The sequence below is a fragment of the Roseococcus sp. GW821-FHT12F05 genome, from assembly GCF_058806835.1.
This window is the reverse complement of the sequence record NZ_JBXAQB010000009.1, coordinates 84,646-106,818: the sequence shown is the minus strand read 5'-3', so window position 1 is coordinate 106,818 and position 22,173 is coordinate 84,646. Positions and strand designations below refer to the sequence as shown.

Sequence of the window (22,173 nt, the reverse complement as noted above, 5' to 3'; positions counted from 1 at the left end):
CGCCATCCACGATGGCTTGGGGGTGCCGATCACGGGGAAGCGGAGCCCCCCGCCGAATGGAATTCATCGTGCACGGGTCGATTAATAACAGATACGCATGAATAAATTATATCAAATTGTATTTGATATGAATTCAAACTGGCGCCCATCCTGTTCCTCATAAGGACCTGGTTGGAGAGCATGGCAGTCACTGGCGCGGAACTTGTGGGACAGGCGCTGAAGCGCCTCGGGGTCGATACCTTTTTCTTCATCATGGGCGCGCCGATGCTCCAGGCTGAGAAGGCCTGCCTCGACCTCGGCCTGCGCGGCATCGACGTGCGACACGAGCAGGCCGCGGCCATGATGGCCCACGCCTATGCGCGGCTGCGCAACGTGCCGGGCGTGTGCATGGCCTGCTCGGGGCCGGGCGCGCTCAACCTCGGCACCGGCCTCGCCAATGCGCTGGTCGATTGCGCGCCCGTCGTGGCCCTCGGCGGCTCCAGCCCGGTGAAGGAATACGGCATCGGCGCCTTCCAGGAATTCGACCAGCTCGCCGCGATGAAGCCGCTCACCAAATGGGCCGAGCGCGTCTACGAGACGCGGCGCATCCCGGAACTCATCGCCACCGCCTTCCGCATGGCGACCGCGGGAAAGCCCGGCCCCGTCTATCTCGACCTGCCCGGCGACGTGCTCTTCGCCTCCATCGACGAGGCCGACGTGGTCTGGCCCGCCCCGCCCGGCGAGCGTCCACGCCCGGCCGCCGATCCTGCGCAGATCGCGCAGGCGATCGAGATGCTGGAAGCGGCCGAGCGCCCCGTGGTGATCTCGGGCAGCGGCATCCTCTGGTCCGGCGCTTCCACGGCGATGGCCGACTGGGTCGAGCACACGGGCATGCCCTTCTACACCACGCCCCAGGGCCGCGGCGTGGTGCCCGAGGACCATCGTTGCGCCTTCCCGAACGCGCGCTCCACCGCGCTGCGCGAGGCCGACCTGGTGCTGGTGCTCGGCACCCGGCTCAACTACGTCTTCGGTCATGGTAAGCCGCCGCGCTTCGCGAAGGACGCGAAGCTCATCCGCATCGACATCGATCCCGGCGAGATCGCGTCGACGCCGCAGGTCGCGCTCGGCATCTGCGCCGATGTGCGTGTCGCACTCGGGCAATTGCTCACGGCGGCCGACACGCTCGGGGGTGATCGCTACGCGTCCTGGATGCGGCGCCTCGCCGAGATCGAGGCCGCGAAGGCCCCCGCCGCCGAGGCCGCGCTCGCCACCGACCAGATGCCGATCCACCCGCTGCGCCTCTGCAGGGAAATCCGCGACTTCCTGCCACGCGACGCCGTCCTCTGCGTCGACGGGCAGGAGATCCTCAACTACGGCCGCCAGACCATCCCGACCCACACGCCGGGCCACCGGCTGAACTCCGGCCCCTTCGGCATCATGGGCGTGGGCCTGCCCTTCGGCCTCGGCGCCAAGGCGGCCAAGCCGGACAAGATGGTGCTGGTGCTGCATGGCGACGGCTCCTTCGGCCTCAACGGGATGGAGCTGGACACGGCCGCGCGCCACAACCTGCCGGTCATCACCGTGATCAGCCTGAACGGCGGCTGGACGGCCGATCCCAAGCGGGAAAAACCCGGCCGCGAGCTCGGCTACACGCGCTTCGACGAGATGGCCAAGGCGCTCGGCTGCCACGGCGAATATGTCGAGCGTCCCGAGGACATCCGCCCGGCGCTGGACCGCGCCGCGGCCGCGGTGGCGAAGGGCCAGCCCGCCCTGGTGAACGTGGTGACGGACTGGCAGGCGCGCGCGCAGACCGTGCGCTTTTCGGCGAGCAGCACCTGATGCCGGACACGATCGCCCTGCGGAGCTCCATCCGCGACATCCTCAAGCCGAAGAGCGTTGCCATCATCGGCGCCTCGCGCGACCCGTCCAAGCGCGGCTACCGCGCCATCCAGGCGCTGTTCAACCAGGGCTTCAAGGGCACGATCGTGCCGATCAACCCGAAGGAGAGTGAGATCCTCGGGCTGCCCTGCTACCCGAACCTCGCCGCCGTGCCGCACGGCATCGACACCGCGCTGGTCTGCACGCCCGCCCGCGCCGCCCCGGCGGTGATCGCCGAATGCGGCGAGAAGGGCGTGAAGGGCGCGGTCCTGCTCGCCGGCGGCTTCGGCGAGGCCAGCGAGGAAGGCGCCGAACTGGAGGCCCGCGCCATCGCGGTCGCGAAGCAGTATGGCGTGCGGCTGATCGGGCCGAACACCAACGGCATCTTCGACGCCCATACCGGGCTGAACCTCGTGGGCTGGCCCGGCATCTACAAGGGCGGCCTCGGCCTGCTCTCGCAGTCGGGCAACGTCGCGATGTCGATGATGACGGCCAGCATCCGCACCGAGCAGGCCGGCTTCACAACCTTCGTGGGCGTCGGCAACGAGAGCGACATCCGCTTCGACGAATACCTGCGCTACTTCGGCGACGACGCCGAGACGCGCGCGGTGATCGTCTATGCCGAAGGCTTCGAGGACGGCGCCGCCTTCGTCGAGGCCGCGCGCGAGGTCACCGCCGTCAAGCCGGTGGTGCTCTACAAGGCCGGGCGCACGCGGCAGGGCGAGGGCGCGGCGCGCTCGCATTCCGGCTCGCTCGCGGGCGACTACGCGGTCGGCAAGGGCGTGATGCGCCAGGCCGGCATCGTGGTGGTCGAGCGCTCCGACGAGATGTTCCCGGTGGCCGAGGCGCTGTCGCACAATGCCGGCCGCCCCGCGCTGCGGATCGGCATCCTCTCCGAGGGCGGCGGCGTGATCTCGCAGGCCGCCGACGCGCTGGCCGAGCGCGGGCTGCAGATCCCCCTCTTCGAGCCCGCGACGGAGGCGGCGCTGAAGCTCATCGCCCCCAATGCCAGCCAGCTCTTCAACCCCGCGGACTACGGCGGTGCGACCGATCCCCATCCGCGCTACCTGGCGCCCTGCACGCGCGCCATCCTGGCCGATCCCAACATCGATGCGCTGCTCTCCGTCGGCTATGTCGGCGGCTACCAGTGCCGCAACGACACAGACGAGATCCGCGAGGCGGAGAACCAGGCGGCGCGCGAGATGGCCGCCGCCTCGAAGGAATTCGGCAAACCCATCATCGTGCAGAACCACTATGCCGAGTGGAACACCGAGGCGATGCGGATCTTCCGCGAGGCGGGCGTCGTCGTGGTGCGATCCATCGAGATCGCGGCGGCCTGCCTCGCCGGGATCGAGCAGTACCACCAGGTGCTTGAGCGCAAGGCGCAGGCCCCGGCCGCGGCCGTGCCGCCCCGCGCGCCGGAGGCGCAGGCGATCCTCGACGCGGTACGTGCCGAGGGCCGCGCCGCGCTGCTGGAGCCGGAAGCGCTGCGCCTGCTGGCCGCGAGCGGCGTCGCGGTGCCGCCCTTCGCGGTGGTGTCCGGCGCGGAGGACGCGGCGAGGCTGCCGGCGGCCCTGACGGGCGCGCCAGTCGCGATCAAGATCGTGTCGAAGGACATCCTGCACAAATCCGACGTCGGCGGCGTGCAGCTCAACCTCTCCGGCGCGGTCTCCATTGCCCAAGGCGTGGCCTCGATGCGCGAAGCCGTCGCCGCGCGCATGCCGGCCGCGGCGATCGAGGGCGTGCTGGTCGCACCGATGGCCCCGCGCGGCGTGGAGATCATCCTCGGCGTCACGACCGACCCGCAATACGGCAAGGTGATGCTCTTCGGCCTCGGCGGTGTCTTCGTCGAGGTGCTGAAGGATGTCGCCTTCCGCGCCCTGCCGCTGTCCCGCGCCGATGCCGAGGAGATGCTCGGCGAGATCAAGGGCCGCGCCATCCTCGACGGCGTGCGCGGCGGCGCGGCGGTGGACCGCGAGGCGATCGTCGCGCTGATGCTCCGGCTCTCCGACATCGCGCTGGCGCATCCGGAGATCACTGAGATCGACCTCAACCCCGTCATCGCCGGCCCCTCCGGCGCGACAATCGCGGATGCCCGCATCCTGCTGGGCTAAGCACGGACTAGCCTACGGGCCGGGGCGCCCAAGCGTCCCGGCCGCCGACAAGACCAGGGTGGATCAAAACGCCATTCGCGCACGGCTTCGCAGCGGATGGAGACGGCGATGTGGTGGATCAGGATGCTGGCCGGGCTCGCGTGTCTCGCGGCGCCCTCGGCATGGGCGGATGATGCCTATCCGGCGCGACCGGTGCGGATCGTCGTGGCCTTCCCGGCGGGCGGCAGCGTGGACATCCTAGCGCGCCTCGTCGGGCAGGAGCTGACGCGCCGCCTCGGCCAGCCCTTCACCGTCGACAACCGCAGCGGCGCCGGCGGCAGCGTCGGCACCGACTTCGTCGCCAAGTCCGCCCCCGACGGCCTGACCCTGCTGATGGCGGGCGCCGGACCGATCGTGACGATCCCGGCGCTGAACCCGAGCCTGCCCTACGACCCGTCCCGCGACCTGGCGCCGGTCACCCTGGTCGCCCTGCAACCGAACATGCTGGTCGTCACCCCCTCCCTGCCGGTGCGGACGGTGCAGGAGCTCATCGCCTATGGGCGCACGCATCCGGGCGGCCTCAGCTATGCCACCGCGGGCATCGGCTCGTCCCAGCACCTCGCGGCCGAGGTCTTCGCGCTGCGCACCGGCCTGCGGATGACGCATGTGCCCTATCGGGGCGGCGCGCCCGGGCTCAGCGACGTGATGGCCGGCCAGGTCCAGATCATGTTCGACACCATCCCGACCGCCCTGCAGGCCGCCCGCGGCGGCCAGGTGCGTGCGCTGGCGGTGACGACGCTGAGCCGCTCCCCGGCCATGCCCGAGCTGCCGACCGTCTCGGAGGCCGGCGTTCCCGGCTTCGAATCCCGGGCCTGGCTCGGCCTGCTCGGGCCGGGCGGCCTGCCGGCCGGCATCGTCGCGAAGCTCGACCGCGAGGTGCGCGAGATCGTGGAGATGCCGGAGATCGGCGCCCGGCTCGTGGATCTCGGGCTGGAGGTCGTGCCGAGCACGCCCGCGGGCTTCCGCGCCTTTCTCGACCGCGAGATCGCGACCAACCGCGCCATCGTCGCCGCCGCCAACATCACCCTGAACTGAGGACCGACGCATGCGAAACCGCTTCCTGGGCTGGACCCTGTCCGTCCTTCTCCTCACCGGCCTGGCTCTCCCGGCCCATGCCGCCGATCCCTACCCAACCCGGCCGATCCGCATGATCGTGGCCTTCGCCGCCGGCGGCAGCATCGACGTGGTGGCGCGCATCATGGCGCAGGAGCTGGGCCGCTCGCTCGGCCAGGCCGTGGTGGTGGAGAACCGCGCCGGCGCCAGCGGCAATCTCGGCGCCGACTTCGTCGCGAAATCCGCGCCCGACGGCTACACGCTGTTCATGGGCAGCGCCTCCTCGCTGGCCGCCAACATGGCCCTGTTCCGCAACCTGCCCTACGACCCGCGGCGCGATTTCGCGCCGGTCCGGCTGATCGGGCTGCAGCCGAACGTGATCGTGGTGCACCCCTCCCTGCCGGTGACCAGCGTCAGCGAGCTGATCGCCTATGCCCGCGCCAACCCGGGCCGGCTGAACTTCGGCAGCGCCGGCTCCGGCTCGGCGCAGCACATGGCGGCGGACGTGTTCCGGCGCATGGCCAATATCGACATCGTGCACGTCCCCTATCGCGGCGGCGCGCCCGCCCTGAACGACCTCATCGCCGGCCAACTGCAGCTGATGTTCGAGACCATCCCCACGGCGATCGAGCCGATCGCCGCCGGCCAGCTGCGCGCGCTCGCGGTCACCATGCCCCAGCGCGTGACGCGGCTGCCGGACGTGCCCACCGTCGCGGAATCGGGACTGCCCGGCTACGTGTCGCGCGGCTGGATGGGCATCGTCGCGCCGACCGGCACCGATCCGGCGATCATCGACCTGCTGGCTCGCCACAGCGAGGCCATCGTGGCCATGCCGGAGCCGCGCCAGAGGCTGCTAGGGCTGGGGCTCGAGATGATGCCCAACACGCCGGCCGAATTCGCGGCCTTCATCCGCACGGAGGTCGCGAACTACCAGGAGGTGGTACGGAACATGGGCATCCAGCTCGACTGATCGGTTACGTCCGCCTGGCGTTGTAGTGCTCGATCACGAGCTGCTTCAGCGCCAGCGCGGCAGGCGTCATGACGCGCGACTTCAGGCTGTAGAGCGAGAAGCGCGACGGCACCCGCGGCTCGTCGATGGGGCGCGAGAGCAGCGTCGGGTCGTCGGGCTCGGGCACGCCGGGATCGGGCAGGATGGCCACCCCGGCCCGCGCGCTCAGCAAGGCGTAGAGCGTGGAGTAGGTGTTCACGGTGATCGCGTGGTCCAGCCGGAAGCCGGCGCTGGCGGCGGCGCCGTCGAAGATCAGGCGCGGGTTGGCCGAGGGCGGCATGGACACCAGCACCTCGCCCTCGAGGTCGCGCAGCGGGACCGAGGCGCGCGCGGCGAAGCGGTGGTCCTTGTGGAAGGCCACGTGGAAGAATCCGTCGTAGAGCGTCTCGATCAGCAGCTCCTCGATCGGCTGGCGGATGAATCCGATGCCGAAATCCAGCACACCGTTCAGCACCTCCTGACGGATCGAGCTCTGCAGCCCCTCATGCACCACCAGCGTCACCTGCGGATAGCGGCGGCGGTATTCGAGCACGATGCCGATGAGGTTCGATTGCGCCACCGACATGGGGCAGCCGATCGCGACATGGCCCCGCGTCTGGTCGCGCAGGTCGCGCACCGCTTCGACGCCGGCGGAGAGGTCCTGCAGGATGCGCTCCGCCACGGGCACGAATTGCGCGCCCGCGGCGGTGAGCGCGACCTGGCGCGTGGTGCGGCGGAACAGCTCGACGCCCAGCTCCTGCTCCACCTTGCGGATGATCCGCGACAGGCCTGGCTGGGAGAGCCGCAGCTCCGACGCCGCCGCGATGAAGCTGAAGTAGCGCGCGACCAGCACGACCGCGCGCAGCTCCCGCGCCGAGAAGTCCGGGGGCCCGGGCGGCGGGCGCCTCGCACCCGTCAGTCTGGCGCTCGTCAGACGGTCTCCAGCGCGGCCTGGAAGACCTGACCGCAGCCTTCGGGCATCGGCGCCCCGATCTGCCGCAGCGCGCCCCAGAGCGAGGCCTGGTTCGAGGTGACGACGGGCACGCCGAGCAGGCGCTCCATCGTCGCGATCTCGCCCATGACCTTGAGGTTGGTGCAGCTCACGAAGAGCGCGTCGCAATCCGCGATGGCCTCGCGGTGGCGCAGGGCGAGCGCCGTGACATCGGTGGGCGCGATCACCGGCACCTGTGCGCTCAGGTCGCAGCGAAAGGAATCCCAGGCCACGACCTCGATGCCGTAATGCGCGAGGAACTCGACCTCGTGCAGGCTCACGGCATCGGGATAGGGCGTGATCATGAAGATCCGGCGCGCGCCCACGGCGCGCAGCGCGCCGACCACGGCGGAGGAGGTGGTGAGCGCGGGAATGCCGGTCTGCTTGGTGATCTGCCACGAGAGGGCTTCCTCGTTGCCGATGCCGTCGAGGAAGGTGCCGCTGGTGCAGCCGTAGACGATGCTGTCGGGCTCGCACCAGGCGAGGTCGCCCGCGGCGCGCCCGACGGAGCGCGCCATGGAGAGCAGGCTCTCGGCCGTCAGCGTCCGGCCCTCGCGCGAGAGGCGGTTGAAGCTGATGCGCACGCCCGGCGGGAGGAAGGGCGGAATCTCGTCCTCCATCGCGGTGTTGGCGGGCGGCAGGAGGATTCCGATGCGCAGGGCTCTGGTGTGTTGGGCTCTGGGGCTCGTCATGGCGCTCTCCGCGGATGAAGGAATGGGCCTCGCCTTCCACCAAGTCTGGCCGAGCGCGACGCCTATTGCAATGCGCTGAATGGGTCTCCCTTACCGGCTGCGATGCCGCCGCGGCATCACGAGCTGCGCAAGTTTCGTCTTGTGCTCCTTATGTGGACTCCCTCACCTTCGGACGAGCGCACCCCGAACCGAGGAGCCGCCGCCATGTCCTCCGCCACGATCAGCCGTCCGCAGATGACCGACGCCGAATGGCAGACCCGCTGCGACCTTGCGGCGCTCTACCACATCGTCCACGACTTCGGCTGGACCGACATCATCAACACCCACATTTCGGCTCAGGTCCCGGGCGAGCCGGGGCATTTCCTCATCAACCGCTACGGCGACATGTTCGACGAGATCACCGCCTCGTCGCTCGTGAAGATGAACCTCGAGGGAGAGGTGCTGGACGGCAGCAAGAGCTTCAACGCGGCCGGCTTCACCATCCACAGCGGCGTGTACAAGGCGCGGCCGGACGCGATGTGTGTGCTGCACACGCACACCCGTGCCGGCGTCGCCATGTCCATGATCCGCGACGGCATCCGCCCGATCAGCCAGGACGCGCTCTACGTGCTGGGCGACCTCGCCTACCACGAGTTCGGCGTGCCGGCGACGCAGGAGGAGTGCGACGCGCTCGGCGTCTCCTGCCAGAAGGGCAGCAGCGTCGTGCTGATGAACCACGGCCTGCTCGCGCTCGGCCCCACCATCCCCAACGCCTTCAAGCGGCTCTACTACATGGAGCGCGCCTGCGAGGTGGAGCTGCTGGCCCGGCAGCTCGGGCAGGAGCCGGAGGTCATCGCACCCGAGGTGGTCGAGCAGGTGACCGCCCGCAACGCACGCTGGCGCGCCAAGCCGGATTACGGCGTGGCCGAGTTCGAGGGGCTGAAGCGCGTGATCGAGCGCAAGGGCGCGCGCTTCCGCAGCTGAAGCGGGATCCGCCGCAACCGCGCCTCGTCCTCGCGAAGAAGGGACCGTGATCGGCCTCGACCGATCACGGCCCGGCGCCTACTCCGCCGCCAGCTCCTCCTGCATCGCCCAGCGGCGGATCTCCTCGCCCTGCTCGTCCAGTCCCGGCGCGGGCCGGCGCACGGCCGAGGGCGTCTCCGACAGCCGCACCGCCGGCGCCAGCGTGCGCTTCAGCCCCTGGGAGGCGCCGGGCACCTCGGCCACCATGCCGCGGGCCACGGCCTGCGGATGCGCCAGCGCCTCGTCGTAGCGCAGCACCGGCTCGGCCGGGATGCCCGCCTGCATCAACGCCTCGAGCCAATGGGCGCTGTCGCGCAGCGCCACCTTCGCGCCGAGGATCGCGACCAGCGCGTCGTTGTTGGCCACCCGCGCCTGCATGCCGGCGAAGCGCGGATCCGCCGGCACCTCCGGCAGCTCCAGCAGGTCGCAGAAGCGGCGGAAGAAATGGTCCTGCCCGGCGCCGATGGTGATCCAGCCGTCGGCCGTGCGGAAGGCCTGGTAAGGCGCGTTGCCGCGATGCGCCTGGCCCAACCGCTCCGGCACGCGGCCGGTGCCCAGCACCAGCGCCGCCTCGTAGACGCCGAAGGCCATGGCGCTCTCGAAGAGCGAGGCCTCCACCTGCTGGCCGCGGCCGGTGCGCTCGCGGGCCTGCAAGGCGCCCAGGATGCCGATGCAGGCGAACATGCCGCCCGCGACGTCGGAGATGGCGATGGGGAGCCGGCAGGGATCGCCGTCCACCGGCCCGTTCCCCGCCATCAGCCCCGACATGGCCTGCGTCATCAGGTCGAAGCCGCCGTGGTCGGCCCAGGGGCCGGTCTGGCCGAAGCCGGAGATCGAGGCCTGGATCAGCCGCGGATTGGCGGCCGAGATGCTGGCCCAGTCCAGCCCCATGCGGGCCAGCGCGCCGGGGCGCATGTTCTCCACCAGCACGTCCGCGCGCTCCACGAGGCGGCGCAGCACCCGCGCATCCTCGGGAAGTTTCGGGTCCAGCGCGATGCTGCGCTTGTTGCGGTTCCAGAGCGCGAAGGGCGCGCCCATGCCGTCCACGACAGGGCCCATGACGCGCGCGTCGTCGCCCTTCTCCGGGCGCTCCACCTTGATGACGTCGGCGCCCATGTCGCCGAGCAGCATGGTGCAGTAGGGCCCCGAGAGATGGCTGGTGAGATCGACGACGACGAGGCCGTCCAAGGCTCCTGGCATACGATATCCTCCTGGTGGTTCAACTGGCGGTCAGGCCGGTGGCCTGCACCACGGCGCGCCAGCGCGGCACCTCGCGCGCCATCAGCGCATCGAGCTCCGCGGGCGGGCCGATCACGGGCTCGAAGGCCTGGCCGAGCATCCAGTCGCGCACCACGGGCATGGCGGTGGTGGCGTTGATCTCCTCGCTCAGCTTCTGCGTGACGGCGGGCGGCGCGCCGGCCGGCAGGAAGAGGCCCTGCCAGCTGTCCACCGTCACGCTCGGCAGCGTCTCGCTCATCGTGGGCACGTCCGGCAGGAACATCGAGCGCTGGGGCGTGGAGACGGCCAGCGCACGGGCGCCGCCGTCGCGCAGCACGCTCATGGCCGCCGGGACCGTCAGGATGGCCGCCGGGATGTTGCCCGCCATCACGTCCTGCGCCAGCGGGCCGCCGCCGCGATAGGGCGCGGGCTGGGTCGGCACGCTGACCATGCTCAGCAGCGCCGAGATCAGGTGCCCGGCGGTGCCGGCGCCGCTGTTGCCGAGGATCATGCCCTGCGGCGTGGTCTTCGCGGCCTGGACGAAGTCCCCGAAGCTGCGCAGCGGCGAGTTCGGCGGCACGACCAGCACCTGCGAGATGCGCGCCAGCAGCGCGAGGCCCTGCAGGTCCTTCACGGGATCGAAGGGCAGGCTCGGGAAGAGGCTGGGCGCCGTGGACAGCGGGTCGCTGCTGACCAGCAGGGTGTAGCCGTCGGGCCGCGACTTCGCGACCAGGTCGGCGCCGAGGTTGCCGCCTGCGCCGCTGCGGTTGTCCACCACCACCTGCCAGCCCAGCCGGTCGCCCAGATGCCGCGCATAGAGGCGGCCCAGGATGTCCAGACTGCCGCCGGGCGCGAAGGGCACGACGAGGCGGATGGGCCGGTCCGGGAACACCTGCGCCAGCGCCGGCCGGGCCAGCATCGCCGCCCCGGCCAGGGAGGCGAGAGCGCGCCTGTTGATCTCCATCATTCGGTCTCCAGAACATCGCGGGTTGGCCCTGATGCCTGGCGTCCTCTTCCCTTGCGGTCTCAGCGGCCGGTGAAGACCGGCTTGCGCTTCTCGAGAAAGGCGGCGGTCGCCTCCTTCAGGTCGTGGCTGTCCATGGCGCGGCCGACGGCGGCGGCGATCGCCTCCGCGCGCCCCGCCGTGTCCGATGCCGCCAGGGCATCGAGCGTGATCTTCGAGCCGGCGATGGAGAGCGGCGCGCGCTCCGCCAGCGCGGCGAGCAGCGCCTCCGCCCGCGCAGGCGCGTCCGCCACCACCTCGTCGGCCAGTCCGATGCGCAGCGCCTCCGCCGCGTCCAGCCGGTCGCCCAGATAGAGCACGCGCCGCGCGGCCTGCAGCCCGACCAGCGCATGCAGGCGCTGGCAGTCGCTCAGGCTGTAAACCACGCCGAGCCGCGCGGCCGGGATGCCGAAGCTGGAATCCGGCGTCGCGATGCGGAAGTCGCAGGCCATCGCGAAGCTGAGCCCGCCGCCGAGGCAGAGCCCCTCGATCAGCGCGACGCTGGGCTTGGGGCAGTCCGCCAGGGCCGTCACCGCCGCGTCGCTGATCCGCCGGTGCTCCACCAGCGCCGCCTTGCGGTCCTCGCCCGCAGCCAGGTCGCCGATGTCGGCGCCGGCGGAGAAGCAGCCGGGGCCGCCGCGCAGCAGGATGGAGCGGATCCCGGGCTCGGCCGCCGCCTCGGTGAAGAGGGCGCGCAGGGCACGGTACATGGCCAGCGTCACGGCGTTGCGCTTGGCCGGGCGCGCCAGCGTGACGGCCAGCACGCCCCCCTCCTCCCGCGCCAGCAGCCCGTCGCAGGCATGGCGCCCGAGACCGGAGACGGGCGGTTCGAGGGTCGGGGTCTCCACGGACAAAAGTCAGCTCCGCAAGCTATGTGCCAGCGCCAGTAAGTTGCGGTTGCGTCCCGGAAACAAGCCGAAAATACTGCTCCAAGCGATGCCGTTCCGGCATCATGGGCCAGGAGCGATGCCATGCTGCCCGCGGGACTGCGCTATTTCCTGGCCGTCGCCGAATGCGGCTCGATGCGCGAGGCGGCGGAGCGGCTGCGCATCGCGCAATCCGCCGTCAGCCGCCAGATCCTGAAGCTGGAGCAGGAGCTGGGCAGCACGCTGCTGGAGCGCCGTCCGCGCGGCGTGGTGCTGACGCCCGCCGGCGACATGCTGCTGCAGCACGCGCGGGAGCAGCGGCAGCTCACCGAGCGCCTGCACGCGGACCTCGAGGCGATGGAGAAAGGCCAGAGCGGCCATGTGCTGCTGCGCTCGGTGGAGAGCTTCGCCGGCTCCACCCTGCCCGGCGTCCTGACGCGCTTCCGCGCCCGGCACCCCACCGTGACCGTCGATGTCGCGGTGGTCTATTCGGAGGAGGTGCTGGATGGGCTGCTGGAGGGAAATTGCCATCTCGGCCTCTCCTCGACCCGTCGGCCCAGCGGCGCGCTGGACACGCTGGCGGCGGCGCCCGAGCCCGCCCATGTGCTGCTGGCCCCCGGCCATCCCCTGGCGCGCGAGAGGCGCATCGAGCTGGCCCAGCTCCATCCCTACCCCATCGTGGCGCCCACCCGCTCCGGCAGCAGCCGCATCGCCTTCGATACGGCCTGCCGGGCGGAAGGTGTCTCCCTGAAGGTCGCCGTGGAGACCAACAGCGTGCATGTCGCGGCAGGGCTGGCGCGGGAGAGCGACTGCGCTGCGCTCTTTCCCGCCAGCGCGGCCGGCATCTTCATCGCGGCGGGAAAGCTGGTGGCGGTGCCGCTGGCCAATCCCATCCTGTCGGGCGGGCTGGTGATGCTGCTGAAGCGCCGCGGCCGCAATCTGCCGCCCGCGGCGGAATCGCTGGCCCGCGCCCTGGCGACGGCGCTGGCGCACAGAACCTAGACGGGCACGTCGCCCGCCAGGGTCACGCGGTGCATGAGGCGGCGATGGCCGTGGTAGTCGTTGACCGGGAAGTGCAGCGCGCAGCGGTTGTCCCAGAAGGCGATCGAGCCCACCTCCCAGCGGAAGCGGCAGGTGAACTCCATGCGCGCCTGATGCGCGAAGAGATATTCCAGCAGCCCCGCGCTCTCCTCCTCGGTCATGCCGCCGAAGCGCACCGCATGGCTGAAGCTGAGGTAGAGCGACTTGCGCCCGGTCTCGGGATGCGTGCGGATCAGCGGGTGCTCGGCCTCGAAGACGCGGGAAGAGCCCGCCGCCTTGCCGTCCTCGCGCGTGCGGGTGCGCTCGGCCTTGAGCGAGCTGTTCACCACGCGCAGCGGCGCGAGCATCTGCTTCATGCCGTCCGACAGCGCGTCATAGGCCGCGTAGCAGCTGGCGAAGCAGGTGTCGCCGCCCTGGGGCGGGATCTCGCGCGCGATCAGCATCGTCGCCGTGGGAGGCTCGGCGAGGTAGGTGGTGTCGATGTGCCAGGTGCCGCCAAAGTTGATCCGCTCGTGCTCCAGCTTCTCGACCACGATGACCTCCGGCGCCTCCTCCAGACCTTTGAGGAAGGGGTAGTGCACCACCTCGCCGAAGCGCCGCGCGAAGGCCGCGAAGGCGGCCGGGGGAAGCGGCTGGTCGCGGAAGAAGATCACGCCGTGCTCCAGCCAGATCTGCCGGATGCGGGCGATGAGGTGGTCGGGCACCTCGCCCAGCAGGTCCACGCCGTGGATCTCGGCGCCGAGCGCGCCGGCGAGCCGGCGGACGCTCAGCGAGGGTGCGATGACGTTCATGTCGGCTCTTTCCCGGGAACGCCCGAGGCTAGGGCCATGTGCGGGCCGCAGGCCAATCCAATGCGACGATAGGAGTTATGCAGGCGCCGGCATCGCCGCCCTTTCGTTCCGTATAAGCACCGCGCTTAGATGGCGCCATGAAGATCCGGCAGCTCAAGACCTTCCTGCATGTGGCGGAGCTGGGCAGCGTCAGCAAGGCCGCCCAGCGGCTGAGGATCGCCCAGCCCGCCCTGAGCCGCCAGCTGGGCCAGCTGGAGGAGGAGCTGAAGGTGGCGCTCTTCATCCGCCACGGCCGGGGCATGGTGCTGACCCATGCCGGGGAGACGCTGCGCGACCGCGCCAGCAGCATCCTGAAGCAGCTGGAGGAGACCAGGCTGGAACTGGCCTCGGAGAGCGAGGTGCTGCGCGGCCGGGTGGCCTTCGGGATGCCCCCCTCCGTGGCGGAGGCGCTGGCCGGGCGTCTGATCGAGACCTTCCTGACGCAATATCCCGAGGTGTCGCTGCGCTTCGTCACCGCCTCCAGCGGATATCTGCTGGACTGGCTGCATGGCGGCGAGATCGACGTGGCCGTGCTGCATGCCGGGGATGAGACGACGAACATCGAAGCCTCGCCCCTGCTGGTCGAGGAGCTGTTCCTGATCACCGCGGCCGACGACCCTGCCGCCGCGCAGCCCGCCATCGGTTTCGCCGAGGTGGCCCAGCGGCGGCTCCTGCTGTCCGGGCCGCACCAGGGTCTGCGTCTTCTGCTGGAAAAGGAGGCGCTGCGGCAGGGGCTGGAGCTGGATATCCTGCTCGAGGCCGATGCGCTGCCGGTGGTCAAGACATTGGTGGCGAGGGGAACCGGCGCGACGATCCTTCCCATCGAAGCCGTTCGCAAGGAGATCGAGGCCGGCAAGCTGATGGCCATCCCTCTGGAGCCGAAGCTTTCCCGTGGATTGGTGGTGGCACGGGCCCTGGGCCAGCCTGCTTCCGATGCGGTGGAGCGGTTCTGCGCTTCGTTGCGCCGGGAGGCGATGGAGATGGTCGAAGCCGGGCTGTGGCAGGGTTCCCCATCATAGGCCGGGCCGCGGCGGGGCTCGGCGGCTCGCCCGCGGCAGATGCCGCTCAGGGATTCGACGTCCGCTCCAGGCGCGCCTGCAGCAGGTCGCGCGACGGGACATAGCGGTGGTGGAGCTGGTCCTTCAGGGAGGGCAGCGTCGCCTCGCGCAGCATGTCGCAGGTGTCGTTGATGTCGGCGAGCTTCACATGCATGGCGCGCTCGTCGCCGCTCGCGACAAGGCCGCGCACGTAGTCCAGGTAGATCGCATTGTCCTCGGGCGTGATCGCCTCCAGGGCGCGGAAGTAGTCGCCATGCGGCGGCGGGGTGATCAGGTCGATGATCTCGATCGCGCGCTCCTCGCAGCCGATCTCCCGCAGCCACTCCTTGCCCTTGCCGCCGGCCATCAGCGCATCGTGCATCAGCGCGGCCTCCACGCTGGCGCGATCGGCCAGCGGATCGCGGAAGATCGTGCGCAGGGCCACGCGCTCGAAATGCTGGCACCAGGGGCGGCCAATGCGGTCGCGCGCATCGCCATGCATCTCGATGGCGAGGGCGACGAGCTTGGTGAACCAGGGCGCGGTCGGGACGATGCTCATGGGGTCTGTCCTTGTCGGCTTTCGGCCAGGTCGCGATGGACGATGGGCGTGTCGTAGGCCTCGGCGGGCGCTCCGCCGGAGAGGGCACGCTGCCCCACGATGCGTTCGGCGAGAAGCTGCGCAGGGTCGATGACGGGGCGCATCTCCGCCTCCCAGGCAGCGAGGCCAGCCTCCACGCCGGCGTCCAGCGCGCGCGCCAGCGCGACGGCGCTCCGCATGGCGATATTGGCGCCCTTGCCGATGCTGGAGGGCATGGCATGCGCCGCATCGCCCAGGATCGCGACCCGGCCGGCGGACCAGCGATCGAGCCGGATGGAGCCGTAGAGATCGAAGCGCGTGGCCATGGCGGCGGCCGGCAGGATGGGGGCGAGCTCCGGGAAGGAGGGCAGCCAGATCTCCGGACGGACCGGCAACCCGTCGGTGCCCGGCTCGTCCGACGGCGCCATCATCACGAAGTAGCACTGCGTGGCGCTGCAGGGTGTGTAGAGGATGCGCAGCCGCCGCGCGCCATAGGCCCAGAAGTCGCGCGCGCGCTCCCAGATCTCGCCCTCGAGGGCGGTGCGGTCGACCAGCACGCGCACCAGCCCGTCGTCGAAGCGCGTGCGGCGCGGCGCGAGGCCGAGATGCGCGGGAAGCGCGCAGGCCGTGCCCTCGGCGATCACGACGAGGTCGGCCTCCGCCATGCCGCCATCGGCCAGGCCGATGCGCCCGTCCCGCTCCACGCGCGTGACCGGCGCGCCCGCGACCAGCGTGGCGCCGGCCTCGCGCGCGGCGGCGACCAGCAGGCCATGGAGGTCGCCGCGCAGGGCCGTGCGGAAGGTGCCGCCATTGTCGTCGCGGATGCGCAGCTCGCCGTCCACGATCGTGTCGTAGGACAGGGGGGCGAAGGAGGCGTCATGGAGACGCCGCTCGATGCCGATCGCCGCCGCGGCGGCGAGCCCGTCGGCCGTCATGTAGAGGCCGCCGCCATAGCCGCGCAGCACGGGCGCGGATTCGCGCAGCGTCACCTGCCAGCCGCGCCGGCCGAGCGCCGCCGCGGCCGTCAGCCCCGCCATCCCACCGCCGACGATCTCGGCCCGACGCATTGCCATCTCCGGTCAAACTGCAGGCGGAATTTCAGCCAGCGCACTTGGTATGACAAGTGATCTGAGGAAGGCGTTCGCGCCACGGCAGCGGAGTTCTGCCCATGGAATCGGCGGATATGCCGGCACTATGGGCACATCACGCTCATCTCCACCTAAATTGGTCCGATATGCCATTGTAGAGCGGGGATTGAGATGGTGGTGTCATGACAATGTCCCGAGCCAAGCCCGTCCCGAACGAGTTCCTGGTCGCCACGCCCCTCTACCGCCAGGTCGAGGAGCGGATCGCCGCCGACATCTATGCGGGCCGCTACCGGTCGGGGGACCGCCTTCCTTCGGACGCCGAGCTCGGTGCCGGCTTCGGCGTCAGCCGCATCACCATCCGCCACGCGCTGGACAAGCTCGTCGCCGCGAACCTCATCCGACGCCAGCGCGGCGTGGGCAGCTTCGTCCTCGGCGGCGAGGAGGCACGCAAGACTGCGAGCCTGGTCGGCGATATCGACGAGATCCATCCGCACATCCATTTCCGCCTGCTCTCCTCGGACGATGCCGCCCCCTCGCCCGCCCTCGCCGCGCTCCTGCCGGCGCCGGCCCCGGAGGGATGGACGCGCTATGTCTGCGTGAACCATGCCGGGCGGCAGCCGCTCTCCTACGTCGAATCCCACTTCCCGGCCGAGGCCGCGCGCTGGCTCGATGCCGAGGATTTCCGCGGCCACGTCCCGCCCGCGCGGCTCATCGAGATGCGCTCGGGCATGAGCTTCGCCCATGCGGACCAGACCATGAGCGCGGTGCTGGCGCCGGAGGAGGTCGCGCGGCATCTCGGCCTGCCGGCAGGCTCGCCCATCATGCGGATGGAGCGCGTCTATCTCGCCCAGGGCGGACAGGTGCTGGAGGCCACCACGGCCCACTACCACCCCGACCGCTACCGCTACGCCGTGCGCCTGCTGCGCGGCGGCGCTCCAGCCATCGGCCCGCGGGCCGTGCCTTCCCGATCCCCACGAGGAGCCAACTCATGACAGGCCTGTTCCGCCCGACGCGCCGCGGCTTCGGCGCATGGTCGCTCGCCACCGGCGCGAGCCTCGCCGCGCCCGCGGTGAAGGCGCAGACGCGCCGCCTCTCGGTGGTCGTCTCGGCGATCTACAAGCGCTCCTTCGACCGCTTCGTGGTGCCGCGGATGCGCGAGATGCACGGGGTGGAGGTCGTCTCCTCCGCGCTGCTGAGCGCCGAGGCGCTGGCCCGGGGCATCGCCCAGCGCAGCAGCCCGCAGATCAGCCTCTTCACCCTTGACCAGGGCCCTTGGCTGCAGGGCAAGGATCTCGGCCTCTGGGCGAAGCTCGATCCGGCGCTGGTGACGAGCACGCGGACCATCCCGGCCGGCTTCCAGGATCCGGACGGGCATGGCGCGGCGCTGTTCAGCATGCTGACCGGCCTCTGCTACGACGAGCAGGCGCTGCGCGCGGCCCGCGCGCCGATCCCGGAGTCCTTCTTCGACATGTGGGCCGCGCCCTATCGCGACCGCGTGGCCATGCCGCAGTTCACCAACACCTTCGCCTTCATCACGCTCGCCTATGCCAACCGCCTGCTCGGCGGCACGGACACGGACAGCTTCGGCCGCGGCTTCGCGAAGATGCGCGAGCTGAAGCCCAATATCCGCACCTTCATCGGGCCGCTGGGGCAGCTCATCCAGCTCTTCCAGCAGAAGGAGATCTGGATCGCCTTCGCGCCGCAGCTTTCCGCCCTTCAGGCCTCGGCGGCCGGCCTGCCGATCAAATGGGCCGCGCCGAAGGAGGGCGCCGTGGCACTCTCGCACTTCATCGGCATCCCCGAGAACGCGCCCAACATGGAGGACGCCCAGAAGCTCGCGAACGTGATGCTCGCGCCGCAGTACCAGAAGGAGCTCGCCGAGACCGACTTCATGGTGCCGGTGAACACCGCGACGCAGCTGAGCGAGGCCTTCAAGGCCAGCTTCCCCGTGACGATGGAGATGACGCAGGCCGCCGCGCAGGTGCCCTGGGCCGAGTACAACCGCACCCGCGTCCAGCTCGCCGAGCGCTGGCAGCGCGAAATCCAGAGCTGATCCGCTACCCTCTCTCGAGCCGCTCCTGCAGGAGGTCGCGCGAGGGGATGTAGCGGTTGTGGAGCTGGCCCTTCAGCACGGGCGAGGTCGCCTCGCGGAAGGCGTCGATCGTGTCGTTGATGTCGGCGAGCTTCACATGCATGGCGCGCTCGTCGCCGCTCGCGACGAGGCCGCGCACGTAGTCCAGGTAGATCGCGTTGTCCGCCGGCGTGATGGCGTCCATCTGCCGGAAATGGTTGGCGTGCGGCGGCGGGGTGATGCGATCGATGATCTCGATCGCGCGCTCCTCGCAGCCGATCCCGCTCAGCCATTCCCTGCCCTTGCCGCCGGCCATCAGCGCATCGTGCATCAGCGCGGCCTCCATGCTGGCGCGGTCGGCCAGCGGGTCGCGGAAGAGCGTGCGCAGGGCGACACGCTCGAAATGCTGGTACCAGGGACGGCCGATGCGGTCACGCACACCGCCATGCATCTCCTCGGCCATCACGACGAGCTTGGTGAACCACAGCGCGTTGGGGACGATGCTCATGCCAGCTTCTCCTCGATCATGGCGGTGGGGTCGGAGGCGGTGCCGCGCCGCACGATGGGCCCGCCGCCAAGCGCGGCCTTCGCGCGCTCGGCGATGATGCTTTCCGCCAGAAGCTGCGTCTCCTCGACGACGGGGCGCATCTCCGCCTCCCAGGCAGCCAGGCCAGCCTCCACGCCCGCCTCCAGCGCGCGCGCCAGCGCGACGGCGCTGCGCATGGCGATGTTGGCGCCACGGCCGATGCTGGAGGGCATGGCATGCGCCGCATCGCCGATCACCGCCACGCGGCCGGCGGACCAACGCTCCATCCGGATCGAGCCGTAGCGGTCGAAGCGGCCCTCCCCGCCGATCCGCTCCAGCAGCGGCGCGAGCTCCGGGAAGGAGGGCGACCAGACCTCCGGGCGGACGGGCAGCCCGTCGGTGCCCGCCTCGTCGGCGGGCGCCATCATCACGAGATAGCAATGGGTGGCGCTGCAGGGCGAGTAGAGGATGCGCAGCCGGCGATGCCGGAAATTCCAGAAGTCGCGCGCATTCTCCCACTCCTCGCCCGCCAGGAAGCTCCGGTCGAGCAGCACGCGGACCAGCCCCTCCGGGAAGCGCGTGCGGCGTGGCTCCAGGCCGAGGCGCGACGGCAGGCGGGATCCGGTGCCCTCGGCGATCACGACGAGATCGGCTTCCGCCGTGCCGCCGTCCGCCAGGCCGATGCGCCCCGCCGGATCGACCTGCGTCACACGGGCGGAGGTGAGCAACATGGCGCCGGCCTCGCGCGCGGCCCGGGTGAGCAGCGCGTGCAGCGTCCCGCGCAGGGCGGTGCGGTAGGTGCCGATGTTGACGTCGCGGCCGCGCAGCTCGCCATCCACGAAGGTCTCGAAGGCGCAGGGGGCGAAGGAGGCGGCCTCCAGCTCATCGCGAAGGCCCAGGTCCCCGATCGCCGCGAGCCCGTCCGCGGACATGTAGAGGCCGCCGCCATAGCCGCGCAGCGCGTCGGCCGCCTCGCGCAGGGTGACCTTCCAGCCGCGCCGCGCGAGCGCGGCGGCAAGCGTCATGCCGGCCATTCCCCCGCCCACGATCTCCGCCCGCCTCACGTCTTCGGACATGGTCCCTCCATCGAGGGCCCCATCATCCTGTCCTCTGTTGATATGACAAATCCATCCATGACCACATTCTCCCTCAGGCCGCCGGCGGATCGCCCACAGAAAGGGCAGATTCGGTGCAACATGGCCCAAGGCATGGGCAATGCAGACCTCGGCGGTCCAGTTTGCGGCCTCCGCCGAGATTGTGACCCCGATCGCACACAGCCTATGTCATGACAATGCCTGGACCGAAGCCCGTCCCGGACGAATTCCTCGTCCCCACCCCACTCTACCGCCAGGTGGAGGAGCGCCTCGCGGCGAGCATCTATTCGGGCCGCTACAAGCCGGGCGACCGCATGCCGACCGATGCCGAGCTCGGCGCCATGTTCGGCGTCAGCCGCATCACCATCCGCCACGCGCTGGACAAGCTCGTCGCCGCCAACCTCATCCGGCGCCAGCAGGGCGTCGGCACCTTCGTCCTGGGCGGCGAGGAGGCGCGCAAGACGGCGAGCCTGGTCGGCGACATCGACGACATCCACCCGCATATCAACTTCCGGCTGCTCTCCTCCGGCCACGAAGCGCCGCCGCCCGCCGTGGCCGCGCTGATGCCGCCCGGCAGCCCCGAAGAGATCTGGACCAGCTTCGTCGCCGTGAACCACACGGGGAAACTCCCGCTCTCCCATGTGCGGGCCTATTTCCCCGCGGCGGTCGCGCGCTGGATCTCGGCCGAGGATTTTGCCGGACACGTCCCGCCGGCGCGGCTCGTCGAGATGCGGTCCGGCCTCCGCCTCAGCCATGCCCGGCAGACCATGAACGCCGTGCTTGCGCCCGAGGATGTGGCGCAGCAGCTGCAGCTCGCGCCCGGCTCGCCGATCATGCGGATGGAGCGGGTATATTTCGCGCAGGGCGGACAGGTCATCGACGCGACCTGTGCGCACTACCATCCGGACCGCTACCAGTTCTCGGTCCGGCTGGAGCGCAACAGCGCCGTGCCGGCCGGGCCGCGCCCCGTCGACTCCCCCCGCAAGCGAGGATCCCGCCCATGACCGGCATCATCCGCCCCAGACGCCGCGAGCTCGGCGCCCTCGCGCTCGCGGCATCGACGCTCGCCGCGCCCGCGGTGAAGGCGCAGGCCCGCCGCCTCTCGATCGTGATCTCCGCGGTGTACAAGCGTGCCTTCGACCGCTTCGTGGTCCCGCGCGCGCGGGACATGCATGGCATCGAGGTCGTCTCCTCCTCGCTGCTGAGCGCGGAGGCGCTGGCCCGCGCGATCGCGCAGCGCAACAGCCCGCAGATCAGCCTCTTCACCCTCGACCAGGGACCCTGGCTGCAGGGCAAGGACCTCGGCCTCTGGGCCAGCCTCAACCCGGCGCTGGTGACCAACCTCGCCCATGTGCCGCCGGGCTTCCGCGACGCGGACGGCAAGGGCTCGGCCGTCGCCACCTCGCTCGTCGGGCTGATCTATGACGAGCAGGCGATCCGCGCGGCCGGGGCGCCCCTCCCCGAATCCTTCCTCGACCTCTGGAAGCCGGCCTATCGCGACCGCGTGGCGATGCCGCAGTTCACCAACACCTATGCCTTCATCGCGCTGGCCTATCTCAACCGGATCCTCGGCGGCACGGACGGCGACGGCTTCGGCCGCGGCTTCGCGAAGATGGCGGAGATGAAGCCCAACATCCGCACCTTCATCGGGCCGCTGGGGCAGCTCATCCAGCTCTTCCAGCAGAAGGAGATCTGGATCTCCTTCTCGCCCCAGAGCACGGCGCTGCAGGCGGCCGCCGCCGGCCTCCCGGTGAAATGGGCCGCGGCGAAGGAGGGCGCCATCGCCTCCAGCCACTTCCTGACCATCCCGGAGAACGCGCCGAACATGGAGGATGCGCAGAAGCTCGCAAACCTCATGCTGGCGCCCCAGTACCAGCGCGAGATGGCCGAGACCGTCTTCGCCGGCCCGGTGAACAGCGAGACGCAGCTCGACCCTGCCTTCGCCGCCACCTTCCCCGTCACGCGCGAACTGTCGGCCGGAGCCTCGCAGGTCCCCTGGGCGGAGTACAACCGCAGCCGGGTCCAGCTCTCCGAGCGCTGGCAGCGTGAAATCCAGAGCTGAGGGGCGCCAGGGATGCAGCTGGGG

21 protein-coding genes are annotated in these 22,173 nt (G+C 70.7%); 11 read left to right on the top strand and 10 right to left on the bottom strand.

The window, feature by feature from the left end; translation table 11 throughout:
- Window positions 1-180 precede the first annotated feature (180 nt).
- From AC1ROY_RS20950 to AC1ROY_RS20935, 4 genes are all read left to right on the top strand, one after another.
- A complete protein-coding gene (locus AC1ROY_RS20950) occupies window positions 181-1,818 on the top strand; it encodes a thiamine pyrophosphate-binding protein (protein ID WP_493150823.1) in 1,638 nt (545 codons plus the stop codon).
- Window positions 1,818-3,971: an acetate--CoA ligase family protein gene (locus AC1ROY_RS20945; protein WP_493150822.1), complete on the top strand. Its 2,154-nt coding sequence runs from the start codon at window positions 1,818-1,820 to the stop codon at window positions 3,969-3,971. Before AC1ROY_RS20950 ends, AC1ROY_RS20945 begins: the two co-directional genes overlap by 1 nt.
- A 108-nt stretch (window positions 3,972-4,079) precedes the next feature.
- The gene (locus AC1ROY_RS20940; protein ID WP_493150821.1) at window positions 4,080-5,045 is read left to right on the top strand and encodes a Bug family tripartite tricarboxylate transporter substrate binding protein; all 966 of its coding nucleotides are present in this window, start codon (window positions 4,080-4,082) and stop codon (window positions 5,043-5,045) included.
- Window positions 5,046-5,055: 10 nt separating this feature from the next.
- Window positions 5,056-6,033, top strand: a complete 978-nt coding sequence (locus AC1ROY_RS20935; RefSeq protein WP_493150820.1) for a Bug family tripartite tricarboxylate transporter substrate binding protein — start codon at window positions 5,056-5,058, stop codon at window positions 6,031-6,033.
- A 4-nt stretch (window positions 6,034-6,037) separates the two neighbouring features.
- Here AC1ROY_RS20935 and AC1ROY_RS20930 read toward each other — a convergent pair whose 3' ends face one another.
- The gene (locus tag AC1ROY_RS20930; RefSeq protein ID WP_493150978.1) at window positions 6,038-6,916 is read right to left on the bottom strand and encodes a LysR family transcriptional regulator; all 879 of its coding nucleotides are present in this window, start codon (window positions 6,914-6,916) and stop codon (window positions 6,038-6,040) included.
- Between the two features lie 65 nt (window positions 6,917-6,981).
- A complete protein-coding gene (locus AC1ROY_RS20925) occupies window positions 6,982-7,734 on the bottom strand; it encodes a maleate cis-trans isomerase family protein (protein WP_493150819.1) in 753 nt (250 codons plus the stop codon).
- A 204-nt stretch (window positions 7,735-7,938) separates the two neighbouring features.
- Here AC1ROY_RS20925 and AC1ROY_RS20920 point away from each other — a divergent pair, with 204 nt between their 5' ends.
- Window positions 7,939-8,697 carry a class II aldolase/adducin family protein gene (locus tag AC1ROY_RS20920; RefSeq protein ID WP_493150818.1) on the top strand — a complete coding sequence of 253 codons (759 nt, stop codon included), beginning with the start codon at window positions 7,939-7,941 and terminating at the stop codon, window positions 8,695-8,697.
- 78 nt (window positions 8,698-8,775) lie between these two features.
- Here the strand turns inward: AC1ROY_RS20920 and AC1ROY_RS20915 are convergent, their stop codons facing one another.
- Genes AC1ROY_RS20915 through AC1ROY_RS20905 form a run of 3 tightly spaced genes read right to left on the bottom strand, consistent with a single transcriptional unit; the run spans window position 8,776 to window position 11,805 of the window.
- On the bottom strand, window positions 8,776-9,936 hold the full coding sequence (locus AC1ROY_RS20915) for a CaiB/BaiF CoA transferase family protein (protein WP_493150817.1): 1,161 nt from the start codon (window positions 9,934-9,936) through the stop codon (window positions 8,776-8,778).
- Between the two features lie 19 nt (window positions 9,937-9,955).
- Window positions 9,956-10,921 (bottom strand): Bug family tripartite tricarboxylate transporter substrate binding protein, encoded by a 966-nt coding sequence (locus AC1ROY_RS20910; RefSeq protein WP_493150816.1) that lies wholly within the window; start codon window positions 10,919-10,921, stop codon window positions 9,956-9,958.
- Window positions 10,922-10,980: 59 nt separating this feature from the next.
- Window positions 10,981-11,805 (bottom strand): enoyl-CoA hydratase/isomerase family protein, encoded by an 825-nt coding sequence (locus AC1ROY_RS20905; protein ID WP_493150977.1) that lies wholly within the window; start codon window positions 11,803-11,805, stop codon window positions 10,981-10,983.
- 123 nt (window positions 11,806-11,928) lie between these two features.
- Here AC1ROY_RS20905 and AC1ROY_RS20900 point away from each other — a divergent pair, with 123 nt between their 5' ends.
- Window positions 11,929-12,825: a LysR family transcriptional regulator gene (locus AC1ROY_RS20900; RefSeq protein ID WP_493150815.1), complete on the top strand. Its 897-nt coding sequence runs from the start codon at window positions 11,929-11,931 to the stop codon at window positions 12,823-12,825.
- Here the strand turns inward: AC1ROY_RS20900 and AC1ROY_RS20895 are convergent.
- Window positions 12,822-13,655, bottom strand: coding sequence for a TauD/TfdA dioxygenase family protein (locus AC1ROY_RS20895; RefSeq protein WP_493150814.1), 834 nt, complete (start codon window positions 13,653-13,655; stop codon window positions 12,822-12,824). The two genes, AC1ROY_RS20900 and AC1ROY_RS20895, sit on opposite strands and share 4 nt — an antisense overlap.
- A 137-nt stretch (window positions 13,656-13,792) precedes the next feature.
- Here AC1ROY_RS20895 and AC1ROY_RS20890 point away from each other — a divergent pair, with 137 nt between their 5' ends.
- On the top strand, window positions 13,793-14,713 hold the full coding sequence (locus tag AC1ROY_RS20890) for a LysR family transcriptional regulator (RefSeq protein WP_493150813.1): 921 nt from the start codon (window positions 13,793-13,795) through the stop codon (window positions 14,711-14,713).
- 46 nt (window positions 14,714-14,759) lie between these two features.
- Here AC1ROY_RS20890 and AC1ROY_RS20885 read toward each other — a convergent pair whose 3' ends face one another.
- The gene (locus tag AC1ROY_RS20885; protein ID WP_493150812.1) at window positions 14,760-15,290 is read right to left on the bottom strand and encodes a hypothetical protein; all 531 of its coding nucleotides are present in this window, start codon (window positions 15,288-15,290) and stop codon (window positions 14,760-14,762) included.
- Entirely contained in the window at window positions 15,287-16,375 is a 1,089-nt protein-coding gene (locus tag AC1ROY_RS20880; protein WP_493150811.1) for an FAD-dependent oxidoreductase, read from the bottom strand. Before AC1ROY_RS20880 ends, AC1ROY_RS20885 begins: the two co-directional genes overlap by 4 nt.
- Window positions 16,376-16,578: 203 nt before the next feature.
- Between AC1ROY_RS20880 and AC1ROY_RS20875 the strand changes: the two genes are divergently transcribed.
- Both AC1ROY_RS20875 and AC1ROY_RS20870 read left to right on the top strand, forming a co-directional pair.
- A complete protein-coding gene (locus AC1ROY_RS20875; protein WP_493150810.1) occupies window positions 16,579-17,388 on the top strand; it encodes a GntR family transcriptional regulator in 810 nt (269 codons plus the stop codon).
- Window positions 17,385-18,449 carry an extracellular solute-binding protein gene (locus tag AC1ROY_RS20870; protein ID WP_493150809.1) on the top strand — a complete coding sequence of 355 codons (1,065 nt, stop codon included), beginning with the start codon at window positions 17,385-17,387 and terminating at the stop codon, window positions 18,447-18,449. The genes AC1ROY_RS20875 and AC1ROY_RS20870 overlap by 4 nt, the downstream gene beginning before the upstream one ends.
- Before the next feature lie 4 nt (window positions 18,450-18,453).
- Here the strand turns inward: AC1ROY_RS20870 and AC1ROY_RS20865 are convergent, their stop codons facing one another.
- Both AC1ROY_RS20865 and AC1ROY_RS20860 read right to left on the bottom strand, forming a co-directional pair.
- On the bottom strand, window positions 18,454-18,975 hold the full coding sequence (locus AC1ROY_RS20865; protein ID WP_493150808.1) for a hypothetical protein: 522 nt from the start codon (window positions 18,973-18,975) through the stop codon (window positions 18,454-18,456).
- Window positions 18,972-20,069, bottom strand: a complete 1,098-nt coding sequence (locus tag AC1ROY_RS20860; RefSeq protein WP_493150807.1) for an FAD-dependent oxidoreductase — start codon at window positions 20,067-20,069, stop codon at window positions 18,972-18,974. Before AC1ROY_RS20860 ends, AC1ROY_RS20865 begins: the two co-directional genes overlap by 4 nt.
- A gap of 209 nt (window positions 20,070-20,278) precedes the next feature.
- On the opposite strand from AC1ROY_RS20860, the gene AC1ROY_RS20855 reads away from it, so the two are divergent.
- Entirely contained in the window at window positions 20,279-21,091 is an 813-nt protein-coding gene (locus tag AC1ROY_RS20855; protein WP_493150806.1) for a GntR family transcriptional regulator, read from the top strand.
- Window positions 21,088-22,149 carry an extracellular solute-binding protein gene (locus AC1ROY_RS20850; protein ID WP_493150805.1) on the top strand — a complete coding sequence of 354 codons (1,062 nt, stop codon included), beginning with the start codon at window positions 21,088-21,090 and terminating at the stop codon, window positions 22,147-22,149. The genes AC1ROY_RS20855 and AC1ROY_RS20850 overlap by 4 nt, the downstream gene beginning before the upstream one ends.
- Window positions 22,150-22,173: the final 24 nt, after the last annotated feature.